This is a genomic window from Psychrobacillus sp. NPDC058041 (assembly GCF_042885655.1).
GTDB lineage: Bacteria > Bacillota > Bacilli > Bacillales_A > Planococcaceae > Psychrobacillus.
In genome coordinates, this window is record NZ_JBHVRO010000007.1 from 74,097 (window position 1) to 92,255 (window position 18,159).

17 protein-coding genes, 1 pseudogene and 2 riboswitches are annotated in these 18,159 nt (G+C 35.6%); of the genes and pseudogenes, 8 read left to right on the forward strand and 10 right to left on the reverse strand.

Features of this window, described 5'->3' with window-relative positions; translation table 11 throughout:
- Positions 1-178 precede the first annotated feature (178 nt).
- Positions 179-1,042 (forward strand): copper resistance D family protein, encoded by an 864-nt coding sequence (locus ACFVR1_RS12450; RefSeq protein WP_387584417.1) that lies wholly within the window; start codon positions 179-181, stop codon positions 1,040-1,042.
- Between the two features lie 41 nt (positions 1,043-1,083).
- On the opposite strand, the gene ACFVR1_RS12455 is transcribed toward ACFVR1_RS12450, so the two are convergent.
- From ACFVR1_RS12455 to ACFVR1_RS12465, 3 genes are all read right to left on the reverse strand, one after another.
- On the reverse strand, positions 1,084-2,274 hold the full coding sequence (locus ACFVR1_RS12455; protein WP_387584418.1) for an MFS transporter: 1,191 nt from the start codon (positions 2,272-2,274) through the stop codon (positions 1,084-1,086).
- A 1-nt stretch (position 2,275) separates the two neighbouring features.
- Positions 2,276-2,707, reverse strand: a complete 432-nt coding sequence (locus ACFVR1_RS12460; RefSeq protein WP_387584648.1) for a MarR family winged helix-turn-helix transcriptional regulator — start codon at positions 2,705-2,707, stop codon at positions 2,276-2,278.
- A gap of 171 nt (positions 2,708-2,878) precedes the next feature.
- Entirely contained in the window at positions 2,879-3,217 is a 339-nt protein-coding gene (locus ACFVR1_RS12465) for a heme oxygenase (RefSeq protein ID WP_387584419.1), read from the reverse strand.
- A 486-nt stretch (positions 3,218-3,703) separates the two neighbouring features.
- Between ACFVR1_RS12465 and ACFVR1_RS12470 the strand changes: the two genes are divergently transcribed.
- Positions 3,704-4,870, forward strand: a complete 1,167-nt coding sequence (locus ACFVR1_RS12470) for a TraB/GumN family protein (protein WP_387584420.1) — start codon at positions 3,704-3,706, stop codon at positions 4,868-4,870.
- Between the two features lie 502 nt (positions 4,871-5,372).
- Here ACFVR1_RS12470 and ACFVR1_RS12475 read toward each other — a convergent pair.
- From ACFVR1_RS12475 to mtnW, 4 genes are read right to left on the reverse strand one after another with little or no spacing between them, the layout of a single operon-like run.
- On the reverse strand, positions 5,373-5,906 hold the full coding sequence (locus ACFVR1_RS12475) for a 1,2-dihydroxy-3-keto-5-methylthiopentene dioxygenase (protein ID WP_387584422.1): 534 nt from the start codon (positions 5,904-5,906) through the stop codon (positions 5,373-5,375).
- Between the two features lie 16 nt (positions 5,907-5,922).
- A complete protein-coding gene (locus ACFVR1_RS12480; RefSeq protein WP_387584423.1) occupies positions 5,923-6,540 on the reverse strand; it encodes a methylthioribulose 1-phosphate dehydratase in 618 nt (205 codons plus the stop codon).
- Between the two features lie 2 nt (positions 6,541-6,542).
- The gene (locus ACFVR1_RS12485) at positions 6,543-7,202 is read right to left on the reverse strand and encodes a 2-hydroxy-3-keto-5-methylthiopentenyl-1-phosphate phosphatase (protein ID WP_387584424.1); all 660 of its coding nucleotides are present in this window, start codon (positions 7,200-7,202) and stop codon (positions 6,543-6,545) included.
- A gap of 4 nt (positions 7,203-7,206) precedes the next feature.
- Positions 7,207-8,421 (reverse strand): 2,3-diketo-5-methylthiopentyl-1-phosphate enolase, encoded by a 1,215-nt coding sequence (mtnW, locus tag ACFVR1_RS12490; protein ID WP_387584426.1) that lies wholly within the window; start codon positions 8,419-8,421, stop codon positions 7,207-7,209.
- A gap of 68 nt (positions 8,422-8,489) precedes the next feature.
- Positions 8,490-8,595, reverse strand: a riboswitch (SAM riboswitch).
- 175 nt (positions 8,596-8,770) lie between these two features.
- A riboswitch (SAM riboswitch) is annotated at positions 8,771-8,926 on the forward strand.
- 74 nt (positions 8,927-9,000) lie between these two features.
- Here mtnW and mtnK point away from each other — a divergent pair.
- The 4 genes and pseudogenes from mtnK (at position 9,001) to ACFVR1_RS12510 (ending at position 12,675) form a co-directional block, all read left to right on the forward strand.
- Positions 9,001-10,191, forward strand: a complete 1,191-nt coding sequence (gene mtnK, locus ACFVR1_RS12495) for an S-methyl-5-thioribose kinase (protein ID WP_387584428.1) — start codon at positions 9,001-9,003, stop codon at positions 10,189-10,191.
- Positions 10,188-11,243, forward strand: a complete 1,056-nt coding sequence (gene mtnA / locus ACFVR1_RS12500; protein WP_387584430.1) for an S-methyl-5-thioribose-1-phosphate isomerase — start codon at positions 10,188-10,190, stop codon at positions 11,241-11,243. Before mtnK ends, mtnA begins: the two co-directional genes overlap by 4 nt.
- Before the next feature lie 4 nt (positions 11,244-11,247).
- Positions 11,248-11,376, forward strand: a pseudogene (locus ACFVR1_RS12505) (ABC transporter permease); the annotation flags it as partial.
- Between the two features lie 90 nt (positions 11,377-11,466).
- Positions 11,467-12,675, forward strand: coding sequence for an MFS transporter (locus ACFVR1_RS12510; protein WP_387584432.1), 1,209 nt, complete (start codon positions 11,467-11,469; stop codon positions 12,673-12,675).
- Between the two features lie 31 nt (positions 12,676-12,706).
- Here ACFVR1_RS12510 and ACFVR1_RS12515 read toward each other — a convergent pair whose 3' ends face one another.
- Genes ACFVR1_RS12515 through ACFVR1_RS12525 form a run of 3 tightly spaced genes read right to left on the reverse strand, consistent with a single transcriptional unit; the run spans position 12,707 to position 15,185 of the window.
- Complete coding sequence (locus tag ACFVR1_RS12515; protein WP_387584433.1) at positions 12,707-13,348, reverse strand: TetR/AcrR family transcriptional regulator; 642 nt, start codon at positions 13,346-13,348, stop codon at positions 12,707-12,709.
- 12 nt (positions 13,349-13,360) lie between these two features.
- Entirely contained in the window at positions 13,361-14,467 is a 1,107-nt protein-coding gene (locus ACFVR1_RS12520; protein WP_387584435.1) for an ABC transporter permease, read from the reverse strand.
- Positions 14,445-15,185 (reverse strand): ABC transporter ATP-binding protein, encoded by a 741-nt coding sequence (locus ACFVR1_RS12525; RefSeq protein ID WP_387584437.1) that lies wholly within the window; start codon positions 15,183-15,185, stop codon positions 14,445-14,447. Before ACFVR1_RS12525 ends, ACFVR1_RS12520 begins: the two co-directional genes overlap by 23 nt.
- 181 nt (positions 15,186-15,366) lie before the next feature.
- Between ACFVR1_RS12525 and ACFVR1_RS12530 the strand changes: the two genes are divergently transcribed.
- Positions 15,367-16,449: a CapA family protein gene (locus ACFVR1_RS12530; RefSeq protein ID WP_387584438.1), complete on the forward strand. Its 1,083-nt coding sequence runs from the start codon at positions 15,367-15,369 to the stop codon at positions 16,447-16,449.
- Positions 16,450-16,566: 117 nt separating this feature from the next.
- Entirely contained in the window at positions 16,567-17,370 is an 804-nt protein-coding gene (locus ACFVR1_RS12535; RefSeq protein WP_387584440.1) for an SDR family NAD(P)-dependent oxidoreductase, read from the forward strand.
- The last annotated feature ends 789 nt before the right edge of the window (positions 17,371-18,159 follow it).

Genomic DNA, 18,159 nt, shown 5'->3' on the forward strand with positions numbered 1-18,159 from the left:
TCTTTTAATTGGTAGTTTTCTTATATCGTTTGTTCCGAGCAATTTGAAACCAGAAATATATGTTCAGAGATGGTTACAAGTTATTGCTACGATAGGAATTGCATTCTTTTCTTTTATTCCAATTTTACTACTAGTCTTAAATTTGAGTAGAGGAAATGATTTTGGGGGAACACTTCAAATGGTTCTTTTTACGTTTGAAGTAGGTAAAGCGTGGATTTTTACTTTTATAGTAGCTACTATATTATTCATCTTTCTTCTATCGTTTAAGGATCAAACAAACCGTAAGTTTCTGATTGTGGGGCTCATCCTTACCTTTCTCTTAATATTAGGGTTAGGTTGGGCAAGTCATGCTACTTCTATTGAGCACTTGAAAGGGTTCATTACACATACAACTCATTTTACAGCTGTTACGGTGTGGATTGGTATTTTACTAATGGTGAGTTGGTTTTCAAAAGGTACTTCCAATTGGTTGAACTTTTTAAAATGGTTTACACCAGTTGCTGCTGTATGCTTCGGCATAACGATAATTTCCGGCTTGGTGCTCATGACATTTGTAGTCGATTTTGCTTCCTATACCGACACTTGGATGCTCCCATATGGACAACTTTTGTTAATCAAACATCTATTAATCATTCCGTTACTTGTGTACGCTACTATAAATAGTATATTCATTAAAAAGAAACTACAAACAGACCTAAGCTTTAATCCTAAACCTTGGACGAGAGTAGAAAGCTTAGTAGTGCTACTCATTTTTTCTGTAACTGCTGCACTAGGTCACCAATCACCACCAAGTGAAAGTACATTTAAAAATGAAGGTCCTTCAAAACTATTTAGCTATTTTTATCAAGGGCAGAATCTACAAGCATTTCATGTGGAACTTACATTAAATGCTACGGGATTATCCTTATTGATATTATCAATACTTTTCATTTGGTTGACTATTTATGCTTTTCTTAAGAAAGCACCAGCCTTTACAACTTTCTTACTAAGTATTCTATTCGTATTTTCTGGCTATTTAGCGTTAATATGGAGTATAAAATAATAAAGAGGCTTTCCCATAAAGTGGATAGCCTCTTTATTATTTTATTCTGTAAGAGAATTTGCTTTTTCTTTTCGTCCATGCAAGAAGAAATATGGAATGATTGTAATGATAGCAAATACACCCAAGATTACAAACAACGTACTGTAGCCAGTTAAAGGAATAATATATCCAAGTACATATGGACCGAACCCGAGTCCTGCATCAAAGAAAATAAAGAAAGTGGAAGTTGCAAGCCCAATACGATGAGGAGGGCTTTGCTTTACAGCTACCGCTTGAGTAGTAGACTGCATATTACCGAACCCAAGACCAATAAGTACACCTGCTAATAATAAAGTGAAGCTAGTGCTTGCTGTACTTAGGAGTATCATACCTGCACCTAGAATAAAAAAGGCTGGATACATAATATAGTTTGCACCTTTGACATCCATAAGACGACCAGTAAATGGGCGCGATACGAGAATTGCGATAGCGTATACAATAAAGAAGAAACTTGCTGCATTCACTAGGTCAACTTCAATTGCATAAAAGTTGATAAAGGAAAGTACACTAGAATAACAAAAAGCAACCGCTAATGTAATAAACGCAATAGGTAGTGCCTTTGGTTCTACAAAGTTAGATAGTCTGAATCCTTTTGTTTCAGCAGTTTTTGTTATTTTGTCAATGGCAGGGACGTATAGGAAGAACGAAGTAATGAGACTAAATATTCCTAATGCAAGGCAAAATCCAAAAATCACGTGGAAACTTGTATGCTGACTCATATACAAGCCGATGAAAGGCCCAATTGCAGTAGCAAGTGTTGCACTCATACTATAATAACCAATACCTTCACCTTTTCTTGTCGTTGGAATAATTTGTGCAACAATCGTTCCTGTTGCCGTACTCGCTATCCCTAAAGTTAAACCATGAAGAAATCGATTTATTAGTAAGAAAGATAAACCCAGGTTTACAAAATATAGGGATGTCGTTAGCGTAAATAGAGCTAACCCAATAAACAATGTTTTTTTGCGACCAATCAAATCAATTACACGTCCGATGAAAAGACGCCCAATTAAAGTTCCGATGATAAAGATTCCGGTTACTAAACCTGCTTGACTTGTTGAAGCCTTGAATTCATTCACCGCATATACTGCAATTGTCACCATTAATAAATAAAAAATTAACGTTATTAACAAGTTAATGGAAGATACCACGATAAAATCTTTCGTCCATAGTTTTGGTCTGGATTGATTCATATTATTTAGCTCCTAACTCTAGAATGTTATTCCGTATTTTATCCATAACCTGTATTACTTTTAGTTGATCCTCATCAGATATCCCTTTTAGAATATTTTGCTCGTATGCATCAATTGTTACTCGAACATTTCCATAAACATTTTTTCCAAGTAACGTTAGTTGCATTCTTTTTTCCCGCTTATCTTGACTAGATAGCTGCTCAACATATCCTAATTCTTCTAAACGATTAATCGTTCTCGTAATCGTTGGCTTTTCTACACCTTGATAATTGGAAAGCTCAACAAGTGTTGCAGAACCATTATTGGATAAATAGAACAAAATAGTCCACTGCGCTCTATATAAATCATGCTTAGCTAGTTGGATATTCAAATGATTTTCAAATGGACGATACAGCTGAATAAACTGTTGAAAAAATTCTCGATATATATTGATTAGAAACACTCCTCACAAAAAAAGTAGTTACCTAAGATAATAGTTACCATCGGTAACTACTTTAGTATACCAAAAATTTAAGTGGATGAAAAGTTGAGAGAATTTTTATAAAAAAACTCCTGCTTAAGCGTTGTATAAACGCATAAGTAGGAGTTTTAAAATAAATCAATATTATTTAGAAGAAATGGCTTCAATTGTTGAAGCAACTTTTGAAATAACTAATTCATTTCCAAGGAGTGGTGATTCTTGAGAAGCAGCTTTTGAACCTGGCTCTGGTCGTTTATGAGATTCTTTAAATACATCACTGTTTTTCCAAGCTTCAAAGTTCTCGAGGTTTTCCCAGTACATATTTACATTTAACTCATCATAATCTGTTAGGTTTTGTGTAAGAGTTACTTCTACTTTTACAAAACCCTCCATTTCTTGTAATGCACCTGGCTTAGTGAAATTAGGAGCCATTTTTTCTGCAAAGCCTAGTTTTGTTTTAATTCTATTTGTCACAATATACATTTCGCATTACTCCTTTTTAGTTAAATTATTTTCTTAGTGTATCACTTTTCCATCGAAAAACCTTTTCTCAAGACTTTTTTGGAAATGTCATTATCTGCGATTCACGCATCTTTTTTTTAATTGAGTTAATTTCATAAATATCATTTAATTATCTAAACACGAATAATAATTATTTTATTGATTGGAGCGACAGGCGGCGACTCCAGCGGGATGAGTGAGAAGATGAGACATCGCTCACCCCACGGAAAGCGTCCGCTGATAGCGGAAATCATACTGATTTATGAAGGGTATATAATACATATTCTCACACTTAACTTTAATATTGTTCGTGTTTTATGATCTAACTTTTAATCATGAAATTGATTCAATTAGTAAAACTATTTGAAATTTATCCTAATCTAATTCATTATTAATAATAGACAGTCTTTTCGTAGTTAAAAGTAAAAAATTGCGCAAAAGAAATATGCTCTATAAAGGAAGAAGCTTGTGAAAGAGGATAATATTACTCGTATAAACCTAGATGGTAGAGAACTCATACTTATCGGTACTGCGCATGTATCTAAACAAAGTGCAGAACAAGTAAAAGAAGTGATTGAAGCAGAAAGACCAGACACAGTTTGTATTGAATTAGATGAACAAAGATATCAGTCTGTTATGGACAGCAATAAGTGGAAAGAGACAGATATTTTTAAAGTAATTAAAGAAAAAAAAGCTACATTACTATTAATGAATCTAGCTATTTCTTCGTTTCAAAATCGTTTAGCAAAACAATTTGAAATAAAGCCAGGTCAGGAAATGATTCAAGGGATTGAATCCGCAAAAGAAACAGGTGCCAATCTCGTACTAGCTGATCGAAATATACAAATTACCTTTTCTCGTATTTGGCATAATCTTGGGTGGATAGGAAAGAGCCAACTTCTTACTTCCGTGTTTTTTAGTATTTTCAGCAGAGAAAGTATAACTGAAGAAGAACTCGAAAAAATGAAATCACAAGATACACTTAACGCAGTTCTTGCTGAGTTCACCGAATCTTTTCCAAAACTAAAGACTCCTTTAATCGATGAACGAGATCAATATTTAGCGCAAAAAATCAAAGATGCACCGGGTAAAAAGATTGTTGCTATATTAGGAGCCGCGCATGTTCCGGGTATTACTAAAGAGATTCATAAAGAACATGATTTAGTAGCGTTAGCTCAAACCCCTCCAAAATCAGTTGTTCCAAAGATTCTTGGGTGGGTAATACCGGTTCTTCTTATTGCTATTGTGGTTTACACCTTTTTAGCAAATCCAACAGCGGGGTTTGACCAAGCGTTTAGTTGGATATTATGGACAGGGACTACTGCGGCTATTGGAGCAGCTATTGCTCTTGGTCATCCGCTTGCAATATTATCGGCATTTATAGTAGCTCCCATCACTACTTTACACCCATTAATAGCATCAGGGTGGGTATCGGGAATTGTACAGGCATATTACCGTCGACCAAACATCGGGGATTTTGAGACGCTTTCAGAAGATGTATTTACTGTAAAAGGATTCTGGCATAATAAGGTTACACGTATCTTACTGGTAGTTGTCCTTACTAACTTAGTGGGTTCTTTGGGAGCCTTTATAGGTGGGGCAGATGTTATTAGGTTATTCTTTAAAAATTTTTAGTAAGGCTTTTTTGAGTTAGAATTACCCATTTAAAAAATCTCCTTTGTTGCGTTTAGAAAGTTACAACAAGGGAGATTTTTTTATTTTGGAGCAGATTTTGATTCATCTTTTTTTCAGACAATGTTTCATAAGTTACGCTCAGTCCAGGGTCTTGATTTGCTTATCCATATGGTAAGCCAAACCAGTGAAAAGATAGATAGTATCTAAAGGTAGAGAAGTGACGAGCTTCCGAAATGGTATCTTCGGAAGCTTTTAAAAGAGTAAGGAAGTATTTTTTCTCTAATTAGCCAAACCAAACGCATCATGTCCTCGCAAATTCCAAGAGGGCGACGGACAAACATTCGCCACAAGATGACCGAAAATGAGGAGTTGGAAGTGACGTAGACACTTCCAACTCCTCAAAATCCATCGGTAATAGTGTAGCGAATGTTTCGTCCAAAGCACTCTAGAAGTAGAGAAGACAATTGCACTTAAAGGGCGCTTGCGCTTTTCTTATATAGACTTAACTTTGGGTAATTTCGTCTTGATACACTGGTACCCAGCCTTCTGTTGTGACAAAGATACGAACAGCAACTACTTTACGATCCTCTGAAAGTGTAAAGTAATGCGTAATGTTTTCTGGCACGGAAATTAAATCTCCGGGTGATAAATGTACTTCGAAGAAATTTTCGTCTTTTCCTTGTATAATGAATACCCCGTGACCACTAACAATGTATCGAACCTCATCATCCGTATGAAGATGTTTGCGCTCGAAGTTTTTCAATAATTCATCTAAATTAGGATTAGAATCAGATAAAGATATAACATCCGATGCTTTATAGCCACGGCGAGTTGAAATGTTATCAATTTCCTCTTTAAAAGCATAGAGAATTTGTTCTTTTTCTTCATCGCTAAGATCGAATTTTTCACGGAGAGGCTCTGGTAATTTTTCGATATCCCAATGCTCGTAAATAACTTCCTGTTTGGCTAAAAAAGCTGCAACCTCGTTTTGCTCTTCAATTGTTTCTTCTATTCCTTGGAATTTAATGATAGCCATTTAAAATCTTCCTCTCTTATTTTGATTTTATTTGATGTAATGTTAATTGATATTGAAATAAAAACTCACAAGCTTCTAGTAGCTTCTTAGCTTCGAAACCATCCTTACCCCAAACGGTAATCCCGTGGTTTCTTATTAAGATAGCTCCTTTATCTGCATATATATGAGATTGAAATTCTTTCGTTAGAAGTGGAATATGCGCATGATTTGGAATGATAGGAATGGTAAGGATAGCTTCTTCTTCCCACAAACCAAAAGCTTTAATAAGTTCTTGACCTTGAAAATCAATTTTCCCTTGATCACCGTGCAATTCAGAAATTACGTTATTCGCAACCGTATGTACGTGAAGACTACAACCAGCAGAAGTATTCTCATATATAGCACAATGTAGTAATGTTTCTGCTGACGGCTTTAAATCCGTATTTTCAATTGGATTTCCGCTCTCATTTACAAGTAAAAAATCTTCTTTTGTTCTTTTGTTCTTATCTTTTCCACTAGCTGTTACTAAAAATTCTATTGGATTGCTATTAACTTTTATAGCTAAGTTACCGCTAGTCCCCATAAACCAATCGCGTGCGGCTAATTCATCCTTTATGTCTGCTAATTCTTCCCACTTACTATGGAGAGTTGTCATATTTATACACCTAGCCTCTTATCAATAACATTTATGACATCTTGGAAATTTTCAAACGGTTCATACGAAATATGTAACTCCTCGCATTTTTCAATGAGAAAATCTCGAGCAATGACAATGTCAGCCAATTTGGCTGCTTCAAGATCTGTAATAGAGTCACCAATTACAACGCTTAATGCATCACTTCCCTGAAGCTTACGGATAATAGAAGGCTTACAACAACCGCAACTTTGACTTGTACATTGTTCATCACAGCCATGCGGGTACAGGATTTTAATAGATTCTCCAGAAAAATCCGATTCATTGCAATAAACACCAGAAAATGGTCCGAATTTTTCAAGCATTGGATGGACGAAAAAATCTATTCCACCGCTAACTATATAAAGTGGTATATTGTGTTTTTTTGTATAAGAAACAAATTCAGCAAATCCATCTCGAATTTGTGCTTGTTCTAGCAAATAAGAAATGATCTGATCCTTTAAGGAAACAGGCAAAAGATCAAACATTTCTGCTACACCTTCACGAATAGACTGTCTTTGTCCTAAAATATTTTCCTTAATCGGCAAATATTCAGGAGGAGCAAATTTTTTCATGATAGAGATAATATTGTCTTGGTTCGTAATAGTGCCATCAAAGTCACAAAAGATAACAAGCTTATTCATATTCTTACCCCCATAAATCCAATGCTGTTTTTAATTCGGAGTATTGTTGTGCTGCTTCTTTAAGAGGGATTCCTTCAAGTACAGCCGTCACGGCTTGCCTAAAAGCTAGCCCTCCTCCTGTTGCACCGGCTGGATGACCATGTACTCCTCCGCCAGCATTAATAATGCTATCAAATCCATAATCCTCGATTAATAGAGGGACTAAACCAGGATGAATACCTGCAGATGGAACAGGGAAAGTTCGTTTTACTGTACTTATTTTCGTCAATTCTTCGCCCAATGAAAGTGCAGCTGTTTTTTCAAGCGCAACACTTCCATAAGGTGAAGGGAATAACGAAAAATCTGCCCCCGCATATCGTGTCAATTTTCCAAGTAGAAGTGGAGTTGCAACCCCGTAAAATGAGGAAGAAGTGAATGCCCCACTATAAGCAGGATGAGCCATAAAAGGCAGTTGGATATTATCATCTTCTACTAACTCTTGAAGTACATCCAGTCCATATGCATGAACATTTAATAATAGAGCATCTGCCCCAAGTTCCTTTGCTTTTTGTGCTTTTGCTTTTAATTGGGATGTTCGACCAGATAAATTAACAGCATAAAGAGTCCGATGTCCAGTCTCTTCATACACTTCCTGCAATACTTTTTTTGCAGTTGTAATCCGTTTCTCAAAAGGAGTGAGTGGATTTTCAAAAAGGATTTCATCATCTTTGACGAGATCGACTCCACCGAGTGCTTGATGTCGAAGCTGTTCTGCTAAGTAATGAATATCTCGACCAATTACTCCTTTGAATATACTCATGATAAGTGGACGATTATACACTTCCAGTTGGTCACGGATGCTTTCAATTCCAAACCTTGGTCCGGGAAACTGATCTAAAAGTTCTGGAGAAAATTCTAAATCTAGAAGCTTCACTTCACCATCTAGCGATAGTTTGCCAAATACAGTCGTTAAAATGGCAGGTAAATCAGCTGAGAAGTTTGCATTAGGATAGTTAATTTTTATTTCAGCTTTGATTTGATCTGGTTTTAGCGGATGAAAAGTATGTTCGAATTCATTAATCGAAACAACATGACCTTTATGTTTTTTTAATTGTTCTTGTTCTATCAATGGTAAATCCGTCCAAGATCCTATAGTTAAACCAAGTGCAATACCATCTGCTCTTTTTTCAAAAGAACCTGGCTTCCCATACACCTGATAGAGAGCTGATACTCCACTCATTTGTCATCACATTCCTTTAAAATAAAATAAAAACCTCTTCAAATAAGAAGAGGTTAATGTATAACGACTTCTTATTTCTCAGTCAAATGACTGCAAGAATTAGCACCGTTTCCAATAATCGGACCGGTTGCCGGGTATCATAGGGCTTGTCCCTCCACCTGCTCTAAATAAGAATAATTTATTCAATTGGTTTCACTTTGTATTGTCAAATTAATTACGATTATTTCACGCTCTTAGAAAATTGTCAATACAGTTTTTAGAAAGTTTATTGTATTAAAAAAAGATTGACAGTTCTTTTTTTAATATGTTAGGATTCATTTCAAATAGCATAAAGTTGTATGTAACAGCACTCTTATCAAGAGCAGGCAGAGGGTAATGGCCCTATGAAGCCCAGCAACCGACCGTAATACCGTTGTGAGACGGGGCGCTTTTCGCGCCGAGATGAAAAATCTCGTAAGGCACGGTGCTAATTCCATCAGAAAGGTAACTTTCTGAAAGATAAGAGGCGAGAGTTCTCTTATTCTGCGCCTCTTTCTTTGGAAAGAGGCTTTTTATTTTGTAAGGGAAAGGTAGAGAACAATGACAATAGCTACGAAGAGACAATATGAATCGTTAACTGAAGAGCGTGCGATTTTATATGCAAAAGGACTAAACTTTTTCTCAGAAGACGCTGAGTTAAGTTGCAGTGAAATTGGTGACGGCAATTTGAATTATGTATTTCACATTAAGGAATCTAACGGTGACAAAAGTTTAATCCTCAAACAGGCATTGCCATATGCAAAAGTAGTTGGTGAAAGCTGGCCACTCACATTAAAGCGTGCAATCATTGAAGCAAATGCGTTAAAAAAACAGTTTGAATTTGCAGCGGATCTTGTTCCAGTTGTATATGCTACCGATGAAGAGCTTGCAATTACAGTTATGGAGGATCTATCCCATCTAAAAATTGCACGTGAAGGATTAATCCAACTTGAACCCTATCCAAAGCTCTCGAAGGATATTGGTGAGTATCTTGCTCAAACACTGTTTCACACATCAGATTTTGCATTACATCCATTTGAAAAAAAGAGGTTAGTTTCCGAGTTTTCAAACCCAGAGCTATGTAAAATTACGGAAGAGCTTATTTTTACGGATCCATTTTTTGATCATGAAACAAATGATTTTGAACCTTCGTTAAGAGCAGAGGTTGAGGCAATTTGGAACAATGAAATTTTAAAGCTTGAAGTTGCAAAATTGAAGAGAAGTTTTATGACGGAAGCAGAAGCTTTGCTTCATGGTGATTTACATACGGGAAGTATTTTTGCTAGTGAAACAGAAACGAAGGTAATTGATCCTGAGTTTGCTTTTTATGGTCCTATTGGATTTGATATCGGGATATTTTTAGCAAACTTAATCGTTCAATCTATTACTAGAGAAGCAGAAGCGCGAAATACTATTGTTCAACATATCGAACAAACCTGGGAAGTATTTTCATCGAATTTTTCTATCCTATGGAAATCAAAAGGTATTGAAACATATAAGAATACGAAGGGATTTGAAGAATATGTTTTGGAGAAAGTTTTCCACGATACACTTGGTTTTGCTGGTTGTGAATTAATTCGAAGAACAATTGGTTTAGCTCATGTAAAGGATTTGGATGCGATTGCAGACGAAGAACAACGACTTGATTTCAAAAAACAAGCATTACAAGTAGGAGAGGCACTTATTTTAAAACGTTATGATTTACATTCTATTCAGGCAGTAATCTCGTTATTGGAGGAGAACCACAAATGAGTATTCCGCTATCAATTGAGTGGAACAATGAGGAGCTAAGAATTTTAGATCAGCAGAAGTTACCGCTTGAAATTGAATATGTAACACTAGAAACTCTAAAAGATGTGTATGACGCAATTATCACATTAAAAGTAAGAGGTGCACCTGCCATTGGTATTACAGCTGCATACGGTTTAGCTAAGGCAGCTCAGCACTATGAAACAAATACGTTGGAAGAATTTCAAGAACAACTAAAAAAAGACGCCATGTATTTAGGGGATTCAAGACCTACTGCAGTCAATTTAGTTTGGGCTTTAGAACGTTTACGTAGCACTGTTCAACAGACTGTAACTATACAAGAAGCGAAAAATCGTCTCTTAGAGGAAGCTGTAAATATTTACAAAGAAGATGAAGCTTCATGCCGAAATATTGGAGAATTTGCACTGTCTTTGCTTGGAAACCATACGAGAGTTATGACCATTTGTAACGCAGGATCCATTGCAACCGCGAAATATGGAACTGCACTAGCCCCATTTCATCTAGGAAGCGAACAAGGAAAACAGTTTCAGGTATTCGCTTGTGAAACTAGACCGGTATTTCAAGGTTCACGACTTACCGTTTGGGAACTTCAGCAATCTGGTGTAGATGTCACACTTATAACAGATAGCATGGCTGCGCATACAATCGGTGCAAAAGGTATTGAAGCAATTATTGTTGGCGCAGACCGAATCGTGGCAAACGGCGATACAGCTAATAAAATTGGAACACTTAATTTAGCTTTACTAGCACATGCATTTAACATTCCATTTTATGTTGCTGCTCCTTCCTCTACTTTTGATTTGACGATTCAATACGGTAAGGAAATACGGATTGAAGAGCGTCCAGCAGAAGAAATAACACATGTTGCAGGGAAGCAAGTGGCTCCACCAAATACAAAAGTATTTAATCCTGCTTTCGATGTCACACCAGGCAAATATATTACAGCAATTATTACGGAAAAAGGAATCATTTATCCAGAATACAATAAAAACATTCCTAAAATATTGGGTATAGAAAAAGGAGCGATATCATGAACACATTTTGCTTAACGGTTTAACCATTTTAAATTTACCTTATTATGCATTTGATATTATTAAAGGAGCAGTTTTAGTTACTGCACTTGCGGTTACGTATGTTTACGCAAAAAAGCGATTTATCAAAATTTAATAAATTTTGTGTCTCGAAGTACTTGTTTTCTGTGCATGCAAGTATATAATTCTAGCATAACCTATATTATTTATTGAATGGGCTGACAGAATGAGACCGTATAATGAAAAGATTAGTATTTACCACGGAATGGCATCTACTATAGCACTTAATTTTTCCAATAACTTTTTTCCAATCTTCGCAATTACGATATTGGGAGCAACTAATTATCAAGTTGGATTAATTAGTTCGTTGCCTCCGTTAATTGCACTATTAATGACAATTCCAGCAGCTATATTATTAAATCGGGCGCGTGCTCAGAAGAAATTGGTTGCAATGTCTGTTTTACTCGCTCGACTAATGTTCTTGTTGATTGTACTAGTTGTTTTTTTGCCTTCTCCCTCTCTCCAAAGATGGGCTTTTTTAGGGATTATTGCTTTCATTAGCGTCCCGAATACAGTAGCCAATATTGGTTGGCAAACATTCATTAGTGGAATGATCGAAGAATCTAGAAGAGGTCAATTTTTTAGTGATCGAAACCGACTGTTAACGATGGTCGGACTTGTGTCGACGTTACTTATCGGTATTTTAATGAAAGATTCCTCGGAAAGTGTTGTAGCGTATCAAATACTTTTCACAATAGCTTTTGGATTTGGCTTATTAGAAGTTTTTTTCCTATTAAAGCATAAAGAAGAAGTTGTGCAAGTAGGAAATGAACAAGTGAAAAAGAAGTCTATGGACTGGAGCATTTTTAAACATAGCAACTTTGTTTGGTTTTTAGCGGCAGCACTATTTTTTAATTTTGCTTGGCAATCGGCGTGGGGATTATTCAATATTTATAATGTAAGAGTAGCGGAAGCAACAATATTTTGGATTAGTATGTTTTCAGTTGGTAATATGCTCATACAGTTTTTAACGTTTCCTTTGTGGAAAAAATGGGCAGAGAAAAAGTCCAATATGCATGTTTTTATATGGGCTGCAGTTGGTATGGCGACTACTCCTTTTCTAACTGTGTTATCTACTAACTTATACTATTTAACATTTGTCCAAACTATTTCAGGCTTTTTCTTGTCTGGTACTGTATTGATACTCTTTAATTTATTATTAGAGCAATCGCCCGAGGAATCTCGTACGTATTGTATAACAACGTACAATGTGTTGCTTGCTTTCATTGCTTTCGTTGCTCCTCAAGTCGGCATTTGGTTATTGGATCAACTAGGAATGGAAATAGCGATGTATATTAGCTCTGGATTACGTTTTTTAAGTGCTTTTGGCTTTTTATACGTATCTATTCGACATAGAAAAAATCTTAAGATTTAACATAAAAAGCGCCCGTTTTTGGGCGCTTTTTCTATTTCCCTATTCCATGCAAGATGAATTGGACGGTATTCTCTGTTTCTAGTTCATCATCCCATTCACTGTCAGGGAAGAAGATGTAACGAGAAAACAAGTAGCCAAAAATACTTGTAACTGTTAATCTCGCTATACTCGCTGGGGGCATTTCGATTAGTTGTCCTTTATCTTGATATCCTTTAATGACAATCAATATTCGATCAAAAACTTTCTTCGCAATCTGGTCCAGAAACTGTTCTTTCAATTCTGGCTGGAAAGGAATTTCTTGAATCATTATTTTTATGACTGGTAGGAGTCTCTTTATAATTTCTCTTCTGTTTTCAATCGTTGCTCTCAAAAAATCCTCGGCCTTTTCATAGGGTTGATCTAATACTTTGTGAAAATCATTTACAATGATCGGTCCAATTAGTTTTGTCATGAGTGGAGCAACAATGGAAATAAGCAACTCTTTTTTTGTTTTATAATGACGGAAAATAGTTCCTTCAGCTACTCCTGCTTTCTTAGCGATCTCACTTGTAGAAGTGGCAGCATAGCCTTTTTCCGAAAATGATTCAATGGCAGCAAAGATAATTTTTTTTTGTTTATCAGTGAATTTTTCTTCTTCAAATAATTGTTCTAATAATAGTTCGTCTTCGGACATGGTCTACTCCTTTCAGATTTTTCGATATTTCTTTAAAGCCAATATATTTAGCACAATAAAAATAAAGGCGAACCCTAATAATACAAAGAGGTCGTTTCTAATACTTTCTAGTCCCAATCCTTTATACATAACGTCCACTAACGCATTTCCACCATAGTACATTGGCATGCACTTAGCAATAATTTGCATCCAGGTTGGCATCCCTTCAATTGGAAGAATACCTGCGAAAAAGACTTGTGGAACAATCGCAATCGGAATAAACTGCATCATTTGAAACTCTGAGTTCGCAAATGCGGATAATAAAATACCAAGCAACAATGCAACAAGTGCTAAAGACAAATTAATTAACACGACATTCCAAAGAGAACCAACGAGCATAATATTTAAAACCTTAACCGAATATAATACAACGATCAATGTTTGGACAATAGCGAATAATCCATATCCAATTAAATAGCCAAATACAATATCCCGTCGTTGAATAGGTGTTGCCATTAATCGCTCTAATGTACCGGTAGTTCGTTCTCGTAATAATCCAATTCCTGAAATGAGAAAGACGAAGAAAAATACAAAGAATCCAACCAAAATAGGGCTTAGTTGATCAAAAAACGTTGTCTCGTCACTTCCATAAATATAAGAAGTATCTACTTCGGGAGTGTTTAATTGATCTAATCTTGCTGGAACATTTGGAAGTTTACTTTGAATATCTTGGATGAATTTGTTCAAATTATTAGACTTTGTTTTTGCGTTTTCAATCGAAATTGCCTGAGTTATTTTTATTTGTAATAACTTTGAAGTGGAGGGGTGATCATTAGTAAGGGTTAAATGGATTGAATCTCCTTCAATTTGAAGCAGTCCATCTAGGTTATCGTTCAATATTACTTGGTTTGTGTTTATCAGTTCATCATATAAGACAACTTCAATATCTTTCTCTTTTATTTGTTCTATTAAAGATTTTTCCACGCCATGTACACCTAATTTAGGAGAGGATGAATCGGCAGAAAGCAAATAGTGTAGCAAAGTTAATATGACTAAAGGAGCAACCATCATTAAAGCGAGTGTTCGTTTATCTCTTATCATTTGGATACAAATTCGTTTAACTAATGCGATTGTTCTCATCTTTTTCACCTCCAGCTCTCAAAAATACTTCCTCTAGACTATCAATTTCGTAATGGTTTTTTAGCTCTAACGGTGAACCACTCGATATTACTTCGCCGTCTCGAACCATAGCAAGTTGATCGCATTTTTCTGCTTCGTCCATCACATGAGTCGTTATTAATATTGTTTTTCCTTCAGTTTTAAGTCGTTTTATTTCTGCCCAAATAGACTTTCGTAGTTCTGGGTCAATTCCAACAGTTGGCTCATCTAAAATTAATATTTGCGGGTCATGTAATAGTGCAATTGCAAGGGATAGTCTTCTTTTCATTCCTCCTGAATAGTTTTGCACTTTTTTGGTTAGATGGGGAGTTAGGCTAACTAAATTGGCAGCGTAAGCAATCCGCTTTATTTGCACATCTTTATTCAATTTGTAAAGCGATGCAAAAAAAGCAAGATTTTCTTGACCAGTTAAATCATTGTATAAAGCATCTGCCTGGGCCATATAACCAATATTCTTTAGCAGATTCAAATTAGGAACTTTTTTATTTAGTACGTGTACTTGGCCAATAGATGGTTGGTCCATACCTACAATAATTTTTACTAACGTAGTTTTACCAGAACCTGATGGACCGATTAATCCGAATATCTGTCCAGAGTTAACTGAAATACTTATGTTATTTAAGACTGACTTTTTTCCGAAACTTTTACTAACTCGATCTAATACAATGGTTGAAGTCATTTGCAATCCTCCTTTAATTATAGAAGTGAGTAATCACTCATTATCATCATTATATGCTTAATAAAACCGAGGTCAATACAATCTTGAAAAATATTATAATGTCGAATGAAGGGAGAATGGATAGTTATATGCACTTAGATTTGTATAAATAATCTAATTAATGTAAATGATTGCAAGGGAGGTGTTTCCTATAAAAAACTTATTTTCTGTACTAGTATCAGTTGTTTCGGTCTTATTTTTTTCAAATATTCAAGTGAATGAACCTTTTAGTGAAAAGTTTCACGGGAAACAATTTTCGACATTTCATATGGATTATAAAGAGGAGATTATAGAGATTGGTATGATTGGAGATATTTTATTACATTATCCATTGTACAATTACGAAAGCTTTCTACCATCTTTTGAACCGATAAGAGGGGAACTAGAATCATTAGATATTTTATTGGCTAATCAAGAATCTATACCGGCAGGCGCCGAATTTGGATTCTCTGGATATCCTAATTTCTCAAGTCCTGCTCATATTATTGGAGATTTAAAAACGGTTGGAGTCGATATAATCTCAATGGCAAATAATCATACACTTGACCAGAAAGAAGAAGGTGTTTTATCGGCTATAAATCATATGAAAGAATACGATATTCCTTATATTGGGGCATATGAATCGTGGGAAGATCAAAAAACTGATCGTATATTACAAATAAAAGATATTAGTTTTGGATTTCTTGGTTATACATATGGAATGAATGGCTATTCTACTCCAAGTGGAAAAGAGTACTTGGTAAATCAAATAGATGCTAAAAAGATTTCGCAGGATATTCGAGCATTAAAACAAAAAGTTGATTTCGTTATTGTGAGTATACATTGGGGTAGTGAATATGAACTTGAACCGAATGAAGAACAAAAACAATTAGCGATAACGATGGCGGATGCAGGGGCTGATATTATTTTTGGACATCATCCACACGTTATTCAAAAGTATGAAATGCTTACTACAAGCAGTGGACACGAAACACATGTGTTTTATTCATTAGGAAACTTTTTTTCTGCGCAGAGTTTTGGTTATACGAATGTAGGAGGTATAGCGAAAGTAGCCATCTTGAAAAAGAAGGTAAATGATAATCAAGTAATCTTGAGTGTGCAACCTTCTTTTTTTGCGACTGCTGTTGTACAAGGTGATCCTTTCAGTGTTTATCCACTTCAGGAAGTTGAGTCTCAAATTGGTCTAAGTGATCAGTGGGTGCTAACGCATGTATTTGTTGAATGATATAAAACTATTTACTTTAATGTTATATATTTTAATGTTAAAATATATTCGTAATTAAAATTGTTAAGTTACAAGGAAAAATTGCTACTATTACTAGTAGTAAGTGAGGAGATTATTATGGGTCGAGTACAAGATAAGGTAGCTTTAGTTACAGGTGGTGCATCAGGTATTGGATTATCAGCAGCTACATTATTAGCTAAAGAAGGCGCAAAAGTTGTCATTGCTGATTATAATGTTGAAGGTGCAAAAGCAGCAGCGGAAAACATTAAAAGCTTAGGCGGCGAAGCTGTTAGTGTGTTTTTAGACGCATCTAAAGAAGACTCTATTAAAGAAGCAGTTGAATTTGCTGTCGATTATTATGGTTCTCTAACTGTTTTATATAACAATGTTGGTTTAACAAATCTTCAAAAAGATTTAGACGTTGTGAATATTGATTTAGATGAATGGGATAGATTGATGAACGTAAATACGAAAAGTGTTTTATTAGGAAGTCGTTTTGCTGTCCCTCATATGATTAAAGCTGGGGGAGGTTCTATTATAAATACAGCTTCCATGGCTGCTTTTGCATCGGACACAGTGCGTTCTGCTTATGGAGCATCTAAAGCTGCGGTTGTTCAGTTGACAAAATATATAGCTACCCAATATGGTAAAGATAATATTCGTTGTAATGGAGTTGCACCTGGCCTTATTTTAACGCCAGCAGCTAAAAATAATTTACCTCCAGCTCTATTAGACATTTTCGCAAAATATAATGCTCTTCCATACCATGGTGAAGCAGATGATATTGGAAACACAGTGTTGTTTTTAGCTTCAGATGAATCTAAATTCATTACGGGGCAAACAATTCAAGTGGAGGGTGGCCATTATCTTGCCAACCCAACGGTCCCGGACTTCAAAGAACTAATGAAAAAATCACAATAAGCTTAAAAAAGTCCTTCGACTTGATTTATTTCATGTCGAAGTTTTTTTTAATAGATAAGAATGTATATGCATCATCGTCTTAGAAACCAGTGTTCATAGTAATTGAAAGAATTAAATAATACCGGGATATACGTTTCAGGTGGACGCTTTCCGCGGGGTGAGCGATTAGCCATCACCGTCCGCTACGCGTTCGTTTGTGATGTCTAATCTGTCTCACAGAGGAACAAAGGCTAAAAGCGCCACATCTTGTGGCAACGCCTTCGTGACCAACATCCTGTTGGCCTCCGCCTGGAGTCGCCACCTTTCACTTCAATCTATTGTGAGTAGTAACTAAGCCCGTTTTCGGTAAGAGGATAGAATTATTTTAAGTAAACATAATGATTATGCAATCATGTAATCATTGTTGAATAAGTGATTCTATTACTTTTAAAATTGGTTAAATTTTGTACATGTAGATAAAATGTAGTTCTTAAACTAACGATCATAGGATTTAAATGGTCATCTAGACTTAGAGAAAAATAGGAAGTGTCAATTAATAAAGTAGGGAAGTCGCGGACGAAATTGTATCTTCGTCCGCTTTTAAAAGAATAGGAAAGTATCTTATCTCTCATTATTCAAAACAAATGCTTCATGTTTTTACATATTTCAAGAGGGAGACGGACAAATATTCGCCACAAGATGATCGGAACTGAGGAGTTGGAAGTGACGTAGTCACTTCCAACTCCTCAAAATCCACCTGTCAGGCTGATGCTCTCGCGTACATGATCCGGTTGACGCTTGTCCTAATGC

Bases quoted from the DNA above. Each gene is read 5' to 3' on its own strand.
- ACFVR1_RS12510 (WP_387584432.1), top strand. From the start codon at position 11,467: ATGAGACCGTATAATGAAAAGATTAGTATTTACCACGGAATGGCATCT.
- ACFVR1_RS12520 (WP_387584435.1), bottom strand. From the start codon at position 14,467: ATGAGAACAATCGCATTAGTTAAACGAATTTGTATCCAAATGATAAGA.
- mtnK (WP_387584428.1), top strand. From the start codon at position 9,001: ATGACAATAGCTACGAAGAGACAATATGAATCGTTAACTGAAGAGCGT.
- ACFVR1_RS12480 (WP_387584423.1), bottom strand. From the start codon at position 6,540: ATGACAACTCTCCATAGTAAGTGGGAAGAATTAGCAGACATAAAGGAT.
- ACFVR1_RS12525 (WP_387584437.1), bottom strand. From the start codon at position 15,185: ATGACTTCAACCATTGTATTAGATCGAGTTAGTAAAAGTTTCGGAAAA.
- ACFVR1_RS12485 (WP_387584424.1), bottom strand. From the start codon at position 7,202: ATGAATAAGCTTGTTATCTTTTGTGACTTTGATGGCACTATTACGAAC.
- ACFVR1_RS12515 (WP_387584433.1), bottom strand. From the start codon at position 13,348: ATGTCCGAAGACGAACTATTATTAGAACAATTATTTGAAGAAGAAAAA.
- ACFVR1_RS12475 (WP_387584422.1), bottom strand. From the start codon at position 5,906: ATGGCTATCATTAAATTCCAAGGAATAGAAGAAACAATTGAAGAGCAA.
- mtnA (WP_387584430.1), top strand. From the start codon at position 10,188: ATGAGTATTCCGCTATCAATTGAGTGGAACAATGAGGAGCTAAGAATT.
- ACFVR1_RS12535 (WP_387584440.1), top strand. From the start codon at position 16,567: ATGGGTCGAGTACAAGATAAGGTAGCTTTAGTTACAGGTGGTGCATCA.
- ACFVR1_RS12450 (WP_387584417.1), top strand. From the start codon at position 179: ATGGTTCTTTTTACGTTTGAAGTAGGTAAAGCGTGGATTTTTACTTTT.
- mtnW (WP_387584426.1), bottom strand. From the start codon at position 8,421: ATGAGTGGAGTATCAGCTCTCTATCAGGTGTATGGGAAGCCAGGTTCT.
- ACFVR1_RS12455 (WP_387584418.1), bottom strand. From the start codon at position 2,274: ATGAATCAATCCAGACCAAAACTATGGACGAAAGATTTTATCGTGGTA.
- ACFVR1_RS12465 (WP_387584419.1), bottom strand. From the start codon at position 3,217: ATGTATATTGTGACAAATAGAATTAAAACAAAACTAGGCTTTGCAGAA.